This window comes from Pseudomonas sp. GW821-FHT02H09, assembly GCF_059421425.1.
Map to the genome: position 1 here is coordinate 223,888 of NZ_JBWKVA010000007.1, position 12,040 is coordinate 235,927.

General features: G+C 58.8%; 12 protein-coding genes and 2 pseudogenes. 13 read left to right on the forward strand and 1 reads right to left on the reverse strand.

Annotated elements, in window-relative coordinates; all coding sequences use genetic code 11:
- Window positions 1–14 precede the first annotated feature (14 nt).
- The 6 genes from murJ to ispH all read left to right on the forward strand — a co-directional run bounded on the left by murJ (window position 15) and on the right by ispH (window position 7,434).
- Window positions 15–1,553 (forward strand): murein biosynthesis integral membrane protein MurJ, encoded by a 1,539-nt coding sequence (gene murJ, locus AC07VR_RS11855; protein ID WP_494993606.1) that lies wholly within the window; start codon window positions 15–17, stop codon window positions 1,551–1,553.
- A 129-nt stretch (window positions 1,554–1,682) separates the two neighbouring features.
- Window positions 1,683–2,621 (forward strand): bifunctional riboflavin kinase/FAD synthetase, encoded by a 939-nt coding sequence (ribF, locus tag AC07VR_RS11860; RefSeq protein ID WP_495011315.1) that lies wholly within the window; start codon window positions 1,683–1,685, stop codon window positions 2,619–2,621.
- 13 nt (window positions 2,622–2,634) lie between these two features.
- A complete protein-coding gene (ileS, locus tag AC07VR_RS11865) occupies window positions 2,635–5,466 on the forward strand; it encodes an isoleucine--tRNA ligase (RefSeq protein WP_494993608.1) in 2,832 nt (943 codons plus the stop codon).
- Entirely contained in the window at window positions 5,459–5,971 is a 513-nt protein-coding gene (gene lspA, locus AC07VR_RS11870; RefSeq protein ID WP_494993609.1) for a signal peptidase II, read from the forward strand. The genes ileS and lspA overlap by 8 nt, the downstream gene beginning before the upstream one ends.
- Before the next feature lie 7 nt (window positions 5,972–5,978).
- The gene (gene fkpB / locus AC07VR_RS11875) at window positions 5,979–6,416 is read left to right on the forward strand and encodes an FKBP-type peptidyl-prolyl cis-trans isomerase (protein WP_494993633.1); all 438 of its coding nucleotides are present in this window, start codon (window positions 5,979–5,981) and stop codon (window positions 6,414–6,416) included.
- Window positions 6,417–6,486: 70 nt separating this feature from the next.
- On the forward strand, window positions 6,487–7,434 hold the full coding sequence (gene ispH / locus AC07VR_RS11880; RefSeq protein ID WP_494993610.1) for a 4-hydroxy-3-methylbut-2-enyl diphosphate reductase: 948 nt from the start codon (window positions 6,487–6,489) through the stop codon (window positions 7,432–7,434).
- On the opposite strand, the gene AC07VR_RS11885 is transcribed toward ispH, so the two are convergent.
- The gene (locus AC07VR_RS11885; protein WP_494993611.1) at window positions 7,411–7,962 is read right to left on the reverse strand and encodes a GspH/FimT family pseudopilin; all 552 of its coding nucleotides are present in this window, start codon (window positions 7,960–7,962) and stop codon (window positions 7,411–7,413) included. The genes ispH and AC07VR_RS11885 overlap by 24 nt on opposite strands.
- 109 nt (window positions 7,963–8,071) lie before the next feature.
- Here AC07VR_RS11885 and AC07VR_RS11890 point away from each other — a divergent pair.
- The 7 genes and pseudogenes from AC07VR_RS11890 to thiO form a co-directional block, all read left to right on the forward strand.
- Window positions 8,072–8,335, forward strand: a pseudogene (locus AC07VR_RS11890) (hypothetical protein); the annotation flags it as partial.
- Window positions 8,289–8,756 (forward strand): type IV pilus modification protein PilV, encoded by a 468-nt coding sequence (gene pilV / locus AC07VR_RS11895; RefSeq protein WP_494993612.1) that lies wholly within the window; start codon window positions 8,289–8,291, stop codon window positions 8,754–8,756. The pseudogene AC07VR_RS11890 and the gene pilV, both read left to right, overlap by 47 nt.
- Entirely contained in the window at window positions 8,753–9,460 is a 708-nt protein-coding gene (locus AC07VR_RS11900) for a PilW family protein (RefSeq protein ID WP_495011316.1), read from the forward strand. The genes pilV and AC07VR_RS11900 overlap by 4 nt, the downstream gene beginning before the upstream one ends.
- 12 nt (window positions 9,461–9,472) lie before the next feature.
- Window positions 9,473–9,949, forward strand: a complete 477-nt coding sequence (locus AC07VR_RS11905; protein WP_495011317.1) for a pilus assembly PilX family protein — start codon at window positions 9,473–9,475, stop codon at window positions 9,947–9,949.
- A 124-nt stretch (window positions 9,950–10,073) separates the two neighbouring features.
- Window positions 10,074–10,412 (forward strand): annotated as a pseudogene (locus AC07VR_RS11910) (pilus assembly protein); the annotation flags it as partial.
- Window positions 10,413–10,425: 13 nt separating this feature from the next.
- Window positions 10,426–10,827, forward strand: coding sequence for a type IV pilin protein (locus tag AC07VR_RS11915; protein ID WP_495011318.1), 402 nt, complete (start codon window positions 10,426–10,428; stop codon window positions 10,825–10,827).
- 55 nt (window positions 10,828–10,882) lie between these two features.
- Window positions 10,883–11,983, forward strand: coding sequence for a glycine oxidase ThiO (gene thiO, locus AC07VR_RS11920; RefSeq protein WP_494993616.1), 1,101 nt, complete (start codon window positions 10,883–10,885; stop codon window positions 11,981–11,983).
- Window positions 11,984–12,040 lie beyond the last annotated feature (57 nt).

Sequence of the window (12,040 nt, forward strand, 5' to 3'; positions counted from 1 at the left end):
CAAAAACTCTTTCAATGAATCTGCTCAAGTCGTTGGCCGCCGTCAGCTCTATCACGATGCTTTCCCGGGTTCTGGGGTTTGTGCGTGACACCATCATCGCGCGCGCATTTGGCGCAGGGATGGCCACGGATGCGTTCTTTATTGCGTTTAAACTGCCCAATCTGCTGCGGCGAATCTTCGCCGAGGGGGCGTTTTCCCAGGCATTCGTACCGATTCTGGCTGAATACAAAAACCAGCAGGGTGAAGAGGCGACGCGCACTTTTATTGCCTACGTCTCGGGCTTGCTGACGCTGGTGTTGGCGCTGGTCACGGCGCTGGGGATGATTGCTGCGCCCTGGGTGATCTGGGCGACCGCGCCGGGTTTCGCCAATACACCGGAAAAGTTCGCGCTGACGTCCGATCTGCTGCGGGTGACCTTTCCTTATATATTACTGATCTCCCTGTCTTCGCTGGCCGGGGCGATTCTCAATACCTGGAACCGTTTCTCTGTGCCGGCCTTTGTGCCGACCCTGCTCAACGTCAGCATGATCATCTTTGCGGTGTTCCTGACACCGTACTTCGATCCACCGGTCATGGCATTGGGCTGGGCAGTCCTGGCCGGCGGTCTGGCGCAGTTGCTGTACCAGCTGCCGCACCTCAAGAAGATCGGCATGCTCGTGTTGCCGCGCCTGAACCTGCGTGATACTGGCGTCTGGCGGGTGATGAAGCAGATGCTGCCGGCGATACTCGGGGTTTCGGTGAGCCAGATCTCGTTGATCATCAACACCATCTTCGCCTCGTTCCTGGTGGCGGGCTCGGTGTCGTGGATGTATTACGCTGACCGCTTGATGGAGCTGCCGTCCGGGGTGCTGGGTGTGGCGCTGGGGACAATTCTGTTGCCGACGCTGGCCAAGACCTATGCCAACAAGGATCGCCACGAATACTCGCGGATTCTCGATTGGGGCTTGCGCCTGTGTTTCATGCTGGTGCTGCCGTGCTCTCTGGCGCTGGGGATTCTGGCCGAGCCGCTGACCGTTTCGCTGTTCCAGTATGGCCATTTCAGTGCGTTTGACGCGTTGATGACCCAGCGAGCCTTGATCGCCTATTCGGTGGGGTTGCTCGGGATTATAGTGATCAAGGTGCTGGCTCCCGGTTTTTATGCGCAGCAAAACATCCGTACGCCGGTCAAAATCGCCATCTTCACGCTGATCGTCACGCAGTTGCTCAACCTTGCCTTTATCGGGCCGCTGAAGCATGCGGGCCTGGCGTTGGCCATCAGCGTCGGCGCTTGCATCAATGCCGGTCTGCTGTTTTATCAACTGCGCAAGAAGAAAATGTTTCAGCCGCAACCGGGCTGGGGGAAGTTTGGTCTGAAGCTGGTGGTCGCGGTGGCGGTAATGTCCGCGGTATTGCTGGGTTCGATGCGGTTCATGCCAGCCTGGGATCAGGGGCAAATGCTTGAGCGTTTCCTGCGTCTGGGGGCGTTGGTCGTGGCGGGCGTGGTGGCGTACTTCGGCATGCTGGCGCTGATGGGCTTCCGCCTTCGGGATTTCAATCGCAAGGCGTTGAACTAACGATTTTTCACGGATAAGCGCGGGTCAAACGTCGATTTTATCGGTTCGACCACTTTGGGTTGCGGTGTTGCCTGTCGTCGGCCGCCGGGTGTGGTTATAATCGACCACTTTATAAGCAAGAAGCGTGTTATGCAGCTGGTTCGAGGCCTCCACAATTTGCGCCCCCAGCATCGGGGCTGTGTCGCCACTATTGGCAACTTTGACGGTGTTCATCGTGGTCACCAGGCTATCCTGGCCAGGCTGCGTGAGCGTGCGCTTGAGTTGGGCGTACCCAGCTGTGTGGTGATTTTCGAGCCGCAGCCGCGTGAGTTTTTCGCGCCAGACACGGCTCCAGCCCGCTTGGCGCGATTGCGCGACAAGCTGCAGCTGCTGGCCTGCGAGGGGGTCGACCGGGTCTTGTGCCTGGCCTTCAATCAACGGTTGAGCAAGCTCAGCGCCGCCGAGTTCGTCGATACTATTCTGGTCGATGGCCTTGGAGTGCAGCATCTGGAGGTCGGTGACGACTTCCGTTTCGGCTGCGACCGGGCAGGGGATTTCGATTTTCTGCAACAGGCCGGGATCGTTCAGGGTTTTACCGTCGAAGCGGCGCAGACCGTTGAACTGGACGGTATACGTGTCAGTAGCACCCAGGTACGCAATGCCTTGGCCGCTGCTGATTTTGCTTTGGCCGAGCGTCTGCTCGGTCGTCCGTTCCAGATTGCCGGGCGGATACTGCATGGGCAGAAGCTGGCGCGCCAATTGGGCACGCCAACGGCCAATGTGCAACTCAAACGCCGTCGCGTGCCACTGACCGGGGTTTATCTGGTAAGTGTCGAAATCGACGGTCAACCCTGGCCCGGTGTCGCCAATATAGGCGTTCGGCCAACGGTTGCAGGTGATGGCAAAGCCCACCTGGAAGTCCATCTTTTAGATTTTGCCGGCGATCTGTATGACCGGCGTTTGACGGTGGTTTTCCACCACAAGCTGCGCGAAGAGCAGCGTTTTGCCTCTCTGGAGGCGCTTAAGACGGCGATCAATGCGGATGTCGCCGCCGCCCGTGCCTATGCCGCACCTAGCGCCAATCGCTAATGAAGAGCCTTAAATGACCGACTATAAAGCCACGTTAAACCTTCCGGACACCGCCTTCCCGATGAAGGCCGGCCTGCCTCAGCGCGAACCGCAGATTCTGCAGCGCTGGGACAGCATTGGCCTGTACCAGAAGTTGCGTGAGATTGGTAAGGATCGTCCGAAGTTCGTTCTGCACGACGGTCCTCCGTACGCCAACGGCACTATTCACATCGGTCATGCGCTGAACAAAATTCTCAAGGACATGATCATCCGCTCGAAAACCCTTTCGGGTTTCGACGCGCCTTATGTTCCGGGCTGGGACTGCCATGGCCTGCCGATCGAACACAAAATCGAAGTGACTCACGGCAAGAACCTGTCCGCGGACGAAACCCGCGAGCTGTGCCGTGCCTACGCCACCGAGCAGATCGAAGGGCAGAAGTCCGAGTTCATCCGCCTCGGCGTGCTCGGCGACTTCGCCAACCCCTACAAAACCATGGATTTTGCCAACGAGGCTGGAGAAATCCGTGCGCTGGCGGAAATGGTCAAGGGCGGTTTCGTGTTCAAGGGGCTCAAGCCCGTGAACTGGTGTTTTGACTGCGGCTCGGCGTTGGCTGAAGCGGAAGTCGAGTATCAGGACAAAAAGTCCTCGACCATCGACGTAGCCTTCCCGATCGTTGACGAAGCCCAACTGGCGACCGCTTTCGGCGTTGCTGCCCTGAGCAAGCCAACCTCGATCGTGATCTGGACCACTACCCCGTGGACCATCCCGGCCAACCAGGCGCTGAACGTTCACCCGGAGTTCGAGTACGCCCTGGTCGATGTCGGCGACAAGCTGCTGGTGCTGGCTGAAGAGCTGGTCGAATCCTGCCTGGCTCGCTACAACCTGCAAGGTTCGGTGATCTCCACCGTTCCAGGCGCGGCACTGGAACTGATCAATTTCCGTCACCCGTTCTACGATCGTCTGTCGCCGGTTTACCTGGCCGACTACGTCGAACTGGGCGCAGGCACCGGCGTGGTTCACTCCGCGCCAGCCTACGGTGAAGACGACTTCGTGACCTGCAAGCGTTACGGCATGGTCAACGACGACATCCTCACGCCAGTGCAGAGTAACGGCGTGTATGCCCCTTCGCTGGAGTTCTTTGGCGGCCAGTTCATCTGGAAAGCCAACCCGGCCATCGTCGACAAACTCGCTGAAGTCGGTGCATTGCTGAACACCGAAACCATCAGCCACAGCTACATGCACTGCTGGCGGCACAAGACCCCGCTGATCTACCGCGCTACCGCGCAGTGGTTCGTCGGCATGGACAAACAGCCGGCTACCGGCGAGACCCTGCGCAAGCGTGCGATCAAGGCCATCGAAGACACCACGTTCGTTCCGGCCTGGGGCCAGGCGCGTCTGCACTCGATGATTGCCAACCGTCCGGACTGGTGCATCTCCCGTCAGCGTAACTGGGGCGTGCCGATTCCGTTCTTCCTGAACAAGGAAAGCGGTGAATTGCACCCACGTACCGTCGAGCTGATGGAAGAAGTTGCCAAACGCGTCGAAGTGGAAGGTATCGAAGCCTGGTTCAAGATGGACGCTGCCGAGCTGCTCGGTGACGAAGCAGCGCTTTACGACAAGATCAGCGATACCCTCGACGTCTGGTTCGACTCGGGCACCACTCACTGGCACGTGCTGCGTGGTTCGCACTCGATAGGCCACGAGAGCGGTCCGCGTGCCGATCTGTACCTGGAAGGCTCTGACCAGCACCGCGGCTGGTTCCACTCGTCGTTGTTGACCGGTTGTGCCATCGACAATCACGCGCCGTACCGCGAGTTGCTGACCCACGGTTTCACTGTCGACGAGAGTGGCCGCAAAATGTCCAAGTCCTTGGGCAACGTGATCGCGCCGCAGAAGGTCAACGACACCCTGGGCGCCGACATCATGCGTCTGTGGGTAGCATCCACTGACTATTCGGGCGAGATCGCGGTTTCCGAGCAAATCCTGCAACGCAGTGCGGACGCCTACCGGCGGATCCGTAACACCGCGCGTTTCCTGCTCTCGAACCTGACCGGTTTCAACCCGGCCACCGACATCCTGCCGGCTGAAGAAATGCTTGCGCTGGACCGTTGGGCGGTGGATCGCACATTGTTGCTGCAACGCGAGTTGCAAGAGCATTACGGCGAGTACCGTTTCTGGAACGTTTACTCGAAAGTGCACAACTTCTGCGTGCAGGAGCTGGGCGGTTTCTACCTGGATATCATCAAGGACCGTCAGTACACCACTGGCACGGACAGCAAGGCCCGGCGCTCCTGCCAGACCGCGTTGTTCCACATCAGCGAAGCGCTGGTGCGCTGGATCGCACCGATTCTGGCCTTCACCGCCGACGAGCTGTGGCAGTACCTGCCGGGCGAGCGTAACGAATCGGTCATGCTCAACACCTGGTACGAAGGCCTCAGTGAGTTGCCGGAAGGCTTCGAGCTGGACCGCGCCTACTGGGAGCGGATCATGGCGGTCAAGGTCGCGGTCAACAAAGAACTGGAAAACCAGCGTGCGGCCAAGGCCGTTGGCGGCAACCTGCAGGCTGAAGTGACGCTGTTCGCCGAGGAGTCGCTGTCGGCCGACCTGGCCAGGCTGAGCAACGAACTGCGCTTCGTCCTGATCACCTCGACCGCCAGCGTTGCACCTTTGGTGCAAGCGCCGGCCGATGCAGTGGAAACCGAAGTGGCTGGCCTCAAGCTGAAAGTGGTCAAGTCCTCTTTCGCCAAGTGCGCCCGTTGCTGGCATTGCCGCGAGGACGTCGGGATCAATCCCGAGCATCCGGAAATCTGCGGTCGCTGCGTCGACAACATCAGCGGTGCTGGCGAGGTTCGTCACTATGCCTAACGCTGCTAGCCGTTTCGGACGGCTGAGCTGGCTCTGGTTGAGCGTGCTGGTACTGGTCATTGACCAGGCCAGCAAGTTCTACTTCGCAGGCTCGCTGACGATGTACCAGCAAATTGTGGTGATCCCGGATTACTTCAGCTGGACGTTGGCCTACAACACCGGTGCAGCGTTCAGTTTCCTGGCTGATAGCTCCGGCTGGCAACGCTGGCTGTTCGCTTTGATCGCGATCGTGGTCAGTGCGGTGCTGGTGATCTGGCTCAAGCGTCTGGGGCGCAACGAAACCTGGCTGGCGATTGCGCTGGCGCTGGTTCTTGGCGGTGCTCTGGGCAACCTGTACGACCGCATTGCCTTGGGCCATGTGATCGATTTCATTTTGGTGCATTGGCAGAATCGCTGGTATTTCCCGGCATTCAACTTTGCCGACAGCGCCATCAGTGTTGGTGCGGTAATGCTGGCGCTGGATATGTTCAAAAGTAAAAAGACTGGAGAAACCGTTCATGACTGAACAGTTATTGGCTGAGCAACGCATCGGCCAGAACACGGAAGTCACCTTGCATTTCGCATTGCGCCTGGAGAACGGCGACACCGTCGACAGCACCTTCGACAAGGCCCCGGCGACCTTCAAGGTCGGTGACGGCAACCTGCTGCCGGGTTTCGAAGTGGCGTTGTTCGGCTTCAAGGCTGGCGACAAGCGCAACCTGCAGATCCTGCCGGAAAACGCTTTCGGTCAGCCAAACCCGCAAAACGTGCAGATCATCCCGCGTTCGCAGTTCCAGGATATGGAGCTGTCCGAAGGCTTGCTGGTGATTTTCAATGATGCGGCGAATACCGAGCTGCCCGGTGTGGTCAAAGCGTTCGATGATGCCCAGGTGACCATCGACTTCAACCACCCGCTGGCTGGCAAGACGTTGACCTTTGACGTCGAGATCATTGAAGTCAAAGCGCTTTAAAGGCAGCGCGAACAACCGCGAAGCGGTTGCAATGAACTAACTTCTTGCGCACACAGCCACGAGGCACAGTATGCAAATCAAACTCGCCAACCCCCGTGGCTTCTGCGCCGGTGTAGACCGGGCGATCGAAATCGTCAATCGCGCCCTGGAAGTCTTCGGACCGCCAATCTATGTGCGCCACGAAGTGGTCCACAACAAATTTGTCGTCGAAGACCTGCGCGCTCGCGGAGCGATCTTCGTCGAAGAACTGGATCAGGTGCCGGACGACGTCATCGTGATCTTCAGCGCCCACGGTGTTTCCCAGGCAGTGCGTACCGAAGCGGCAGGCCGTGGCCTGAAAGTCTTCGATGCGACCTGTCCGTTGGTGACCAAGGTTCACATTGAAGTCGCGCGTTACAGCCGCGACGGTCGCGAGTGCATCCTTATCGGCCACGCCGGTCACCCGGAAGTCGAAGGCACCATGGGCCAGTACGACAGCAGCAGTGGCGGGGCGATCTACCTGGTAGAAGATGAAAAAGACGTCGCCGCATTGCAAGTGCGCAATCCAGAGAACCTGGCGTTCGTGACCCAGACCACCTTGTCCATGGATGACACCAGTCGCGTCATCGACGCACTGCGCAGTCGTTTCCCGGCCATTGGCGGTCCACGCAAGGACGACATCTGCTACGCCACGCAAAACCGTCAGGACGCGGTCAAGCAACTGGCGGACGAGTGCGATGTGGTGTTGGTAGTCGGCAGTCCGAACAGCTCCAACTCCAACCGCCTGCGCGAACTGGCCGAGCGCATGGCCACCCCGGCCTATCTGATCGACGGTGCTGAAGACCTGCAGCTCAGCTGGTTCGATGGCGTCGAGCGGATTGGCATCACCGCCGGCGCTTCAGCACCGGAAGTGCTGGTGCGCGGCGTGATTCAGCAATTGCAGGCCTGGGGCGCAACCGGTGCCGATGAGCTGGCCGGTCGCGAGGAGAACATCACCTTCTCCATGCCTAAAGAACTACGTGTTCGCTCGCTGCTGTGAGGTGTCACCCTCGCACAGCTTCTGCTCGGTCTTATCGCTGCGCAGACTGATGCGGCCAGTCTTGGCCAGCACCACTTGATGGTGACTGATACCTTGGTCCGTGGCACAAACATACATGGTCCCGGCGCGAAAGGCGCCGCCTGACCCTGACAGCAACGCTTCGCCCAAGCCGGTGAAACGAACATAGTTCTTCACCGGTCCATTTCCGACAATCGTCACCCGCCCGCTTTCCTGGCGCTCAAGCAGCACCGGGTTATCGCTGTCCTTATGACCCTTGCCACTGATATCCAGAATGATTCGCCAACCCTGGCTCCAGTCGTCGTCCACTGCATGGATGACGATGATCTGGTTGCGCAGGATGGCTTCTGTACGGGCATTGCGCAGGCCACTGACGAGCGTTTGAGCAGCATTCTCTCGGTGCATCGACTCGATCAGTCCCTTGAATGGCGGGCTGGCAAGTTGCAGGAGGAGGGCGGTAATGGCCAGTCCTGCGAGCAGTTCAATCAGACTGAAACCTTTCTGAGGCATAGCGTCTCCCTCCATGGAGATGGTGTGAGCATGCGCGATCCGTGCGCGGGTCCTGGCAAATCAACCTACATCCCGTCGATGAATGATCCAGGTTGTAGGGTTAGTTATAGCCGATGACAGTGTCTGGACTGCGCAGCTTTCGGTTTACGACGGTACTGGCAACCCGGCGAATGTATTGCCGGTTGTGCCAGCCATGAGCAGCGACGCGACGTTGACGCTAACCTTCGGGGTATCCAGCATCGATTTCAACAATCTGCGCAGGTTGTCGATGCCAGCCACAGCCGTGGTCATCAATTATGTGTCGCAAGCGCAAACAAGGACGATGAATGACGGTATCGGGAACGCGTGCACAGGACGGCATGACACTGATTGAAGTATTGGTTGCGGTATTGATCCTCGGCGTAGGGTTGTTGGGCGCGGCGGCAATTCAGTTGAATGCGCTGAAATACACTGACAGTTCGCTGATGACCAGCCAGGCCAGTTTTATCGCCTATGACATGCTGGACCGCATTCGGGCCAACTCCGGCGCCGATTACAGCGTCACGCCTCCCGGCTCGAGCAACCTGAATGTCGCCCGGGATCAGGACCTCTACGACTTCACTACCAACATCATCAATTTTGGCGGGCCGACGGCGACCGGGAGCGTTACGGTGAACCAGCGAGTGTTCACAATCACCATCAACTGGGACGATTCACGCGCTGGCACAGCGGCCAACCCCGGTCAGAGCAGCCCCCCTCAGCGAAGTTTTGTCCTGACCAGCCGCGTCGCCGCCGACCCTGCGGTGACGCCGTGAACAGGTTGCTCAGAGGTTTCGGCCTGATCGAGATGATGGTGGCGTTGGCGTTGAGTCTGATCGTGCTGCTGGGTGTTGCGCAGATATTCATTTCGGCGAAAAACACCTACGTCAGCCAGAACGCCTCAGCCAACATGCAGGAGGATGCGCGTTTCGTCCTGAGCAAAATGCTCCAGGAAATACGTATGGTCGGCATGTTCGGTTGCCTTGGGGCGATCACCGATTCGAGCTCGGCCTCGGACTTCGCTGCCAGCTCGGTAACGCCCATCAGCTGGGACAATGCCAATCTCAAGTTGACACTGGTGACCGCCGACGTCGGCAACAACGGCGGTGCGCCGATCTGGACTGTAATCTCCGACTGTCGAAACAGCGCAACGGCCTATTCCGGCGCTCATGCGGCCCCGACCGGGCGGTTGGCGTTCCCGATCCGCCGATTGACCTACACCTTCAGCAACAATCAATTGTGGGTGGCCATTGGCACCCAGGCCAGCCAGGTGCTGGTGAACAACGTCAGCGCTTTCGGCGTGACCTTCGGGGTCGCCAGTACAGCCACTGATATCGCAGCTTCCAGCTACACCAGCAACCCCTCTGATCCGGCGCGTATACGCAGTGTGCGCTTGACCTTGACCCTGACGGACCCGAACAGCCGCGTACGCAACCAGACCTATAACGTGGTTGCCGCTTTGCGCAACCGGTTGCTGTAGGGCGCGGTGCCAATGAGTATTCCTCGAATGACGGCACGGTCCGAGCGCGGCATGGCACTGCTGGTCAGCCTGGTGTTTCTCTTGCTGTTGACGCTAATCGGCATTTCATCGATGCAGAACGCGACCTTGCAAGAAAAAATGGCCGGCAGCGTAATTCTGCGCAATCAGTCGTTTCAACTGGCCGAAGCCGCATTGCGGATCGGTGAAAGCGCCGTGCAGCAGAACGCCTACTCACTATCGGTTTGCGCGGGAACTCGGTGCGCGCCGCCTGCCGAATCGTCGGTGGTGGCTGCCGCCGGCCTCAATTCCTCCTCAGGGGTGAACTGGATCGCCGCCGGTGACGGCTTTTATGGGGTGCAGAACATCGGCACGACAATGACCGCCGTCAATGTCCCAGGCAACACCTGCGCTACGCTGTATCGGGTCACGGCGGTCGGGCGGGTGGGTAACTCACGCAGCGTGCTGGAGAGTATTTATGCGAAGTATTGAGGCCCGCGTAAGCTGGCAACGTTGGTTGCTGCAGTTGTTCTGCGCCACTGTGTCGAGTCTGTACCTGGCGGCGCCGACTTACGCCGTCGAGTCCTCGGACTCACCACCTTTGCTCGACAGCATCCAGGTCAACCCAGTGTTGGGGCACAAAGTATTGACCAGTACGGGCGTGGATACGGCGGACCTCTGTTCCAGCGTCGGCGCCGGTAAACTGGTCGAACTGGATGCGTTCAGCGGTAAGATGCTCAACTGTGCAGTACTCGATACCAACGGTGATGGGGGGATCGACAGCATGGATACACTGTCCAGTGGCGTGATCTTTAGTGGCGGTATTCCAACACCGACCGCGATCATCGACGACGCGACCGGCAAGATAGTGAACGATTCCAGTGGTGGCATTTCCACGCTGGTAGAAAAACCGGGCGGTGCAAGCCGACGGATCATGTGGCGACAAATACAGTAAGTGAGATGTAGGCATGCGTAGATTCAACCAAGGTTTCACCCTGATTGAAATAATGATCGTAATCGCGATCATCGGGATTGTGGTGACCATCGGCTACCCGGCAATTACCGAATACGTGAAGAAAACCCACCGCACCGCAATCGCCGGGCTGCTCTCCGAGCAGGCACAGAATCTGGAGCGGTTCTATTCGAAGAACAATGTGTACACCAACGCCACCGGTCTTAGCGTGGGCAACGACTACTACACCATCACCCCGACGCTGACCGATCAGGCCTTCTCGCTGACAGCGGCACGTAAAAGCGGATCAATGATGGAGAGTGACAAGTGTGGTGATTTCACGATCACCAATACCGGCGTCAGAACCATTACCAATGCGACTAGCGGCCTGACCGCCAAAGATTGCTGGGGTCGTTGAGTCCATTTTTCAGGCGTCCTTTGCGCCCTTTGTCTTTTTATTGTTGGATCAGAAGATGGCCAAGCAACAGCAAGTGGTGATTGTCGGCGGTGGGGTTATTGGCCTGCTGACGGCGTTTAATCTGGCTTCTGAAGTGCAGAGTGTGGTCCTGCTGGATCGCTCGAATGTGGGGCAGGAGTCGTCCTGGGCTGGCGGCGGGATTGTTTCGCCGCTGTACCCGTGGCGCTACAGTCCGGCGGTCACTGCGCTGGCCCATTGGTCGCAGGATTTTTATCCACAGCTCGCCGAGCGCCTGTTTGTAACGACCGGTATTGATCCGCAGGTGCACAAGACCGGTCTGTACTGGCTTGATCTGGATGATGAGGCCGAGGCACTGGCCTGGGCCGTGAGGGAAAACCGCCCGCTGAGCAAGGTGGATATTTCGGTTGCGCACGATGCAGTGCCCGTACTGGGCGCCGGGTTCTCGCGGGCGCTCTACATGGCGGATGTGGCCAACGTGCGTAATCCGCGATTGGTAAAGTCGCTCAAGGCCGCGTTGCTGGCATTGCCGAATGTCACGATTCATGAGCAATGCGAAGTCAGCGGTTTTGTTCGCCAGGGCGAGAGGGTCGTCGGCGTACAAACGTCAGCGGGCGAGATTCATGCGGATCAGGTGGTGCTATCGGCGGGGGCCTGGAGCGGTGAGTTGTTGCAAAGCCTTGGGCTGGAATTACCGGTCGAGCCGGTAAAGGGTCAGATGATCCTCTACAAATGCGCGTCTGACTTCCTCTCGAGTATGGTCCTGGCCAAAGGTCGGTATGCGATTCCGCGCCGTGACGGCCATGTGCTGATCGGCAGTACGCTGGAGCATGAAGGCTTTGACAAAACTCCCACTCAGTCCGCCCTGGAAAGCCTGAAGGCCTCGGCCATCGAATTGATTCCAGCGTTGGTGGATGCCGAAGTGGTGGGGCATTGGGCGGGGCTGCGGCCGGGTTCGCCAGAGGGAATTCCCTATATTGGTAAGGTTCCGGGGTTTGAAGGGTTGTGGCTCAACTGTGGGCATTACCGAAATGGCCTGGTGCTGGCGCCGGCCTCCTGCCAGTTGTTCGCCGACTTGATGCTTGGCCGCGAGCCGGTCATTGATCCCGCGCCGTATGCCCCGGCAGGGCGCATTTAGCGGGGATTGGGTTCGGTTATTCATTGTGGCGAGGGAAGCTCCTTCACCACAATGAAT

What these genes read in the sequence shown, in the direction of transcription:
- murJ (WP_494993606.1), top strand. Translation starts at nt 15, where the DNA reads ATGAATCTGCTCAAGTCGTTGGCCGCCGTCAGCTCTATCACGATGCTT.
- ribF (WP_495011315.1), top strand. Translation starts at nt 1,683, where the DNA reads ATGCAGCTGGTTCGAGGCCTCCACAATTTGCGCCCCCAGCATCGGGGC.
- ileS (WP_494993608.1), top strand. Translation starts at nt 2,635, where the DNA reads ATGACCGACTATAAAGCCACGTTAAACCTTCCGGACACCGCCTTCCCG.
- lspA (WP_494993609.1), top strand. Translation starts at nt 5,459, where the DNA reads ATGCCTAACGCTGCTAGCCGTTTCGGACGGCTGAGCTGGCTCTGGTTG.
- ispH (WP_494993610.1), top strand. Translation starts at nt 6,487, where the DNA reads ATGCAAATCAAACTCGCCAACCCCCGTGGCTTCTGCGCCGGTGTAGAC.
- AC07VR_RS11885 (WP_494993611.1), bottom strand. Translation starts at nt 7,962, where the DNA reads ATGCCTCAGAAAGGTTTCAGTCTGATTGAACTGCTCGCAGGACTGGCC.
- pilV (WP_494993612.1), top strand. Translation starts at nt 8,289, where the DNA reads ATGACGGTATCGGGAACGCGTGCACAGGACGGCATGACACTGATTGAA.
- AC07VR_RS11905 (WP_495011317.1), top strand. Translation starts at nt 9,473, where the DNA reads ATGAGTATTCCTCGAATGACGGCACGGTCCGAGCGCGGCATGGCACTG.
- AC07VR_RS11915 (WP_495011318.1), top strand. Translation starts at nt 10,426, where the DNA reads ATGCGTAGATTCAACCAAGGTTTCACCCTGATTGAAATAATGATCGTA.
- thiO (WP_494993616.1), top strand. Translation starts at nt 10,883, where the DNA reads ATGGCCAAGCAACAGCAAGTGGTGATTGTCGGCGGTGGGGTTATTGGC.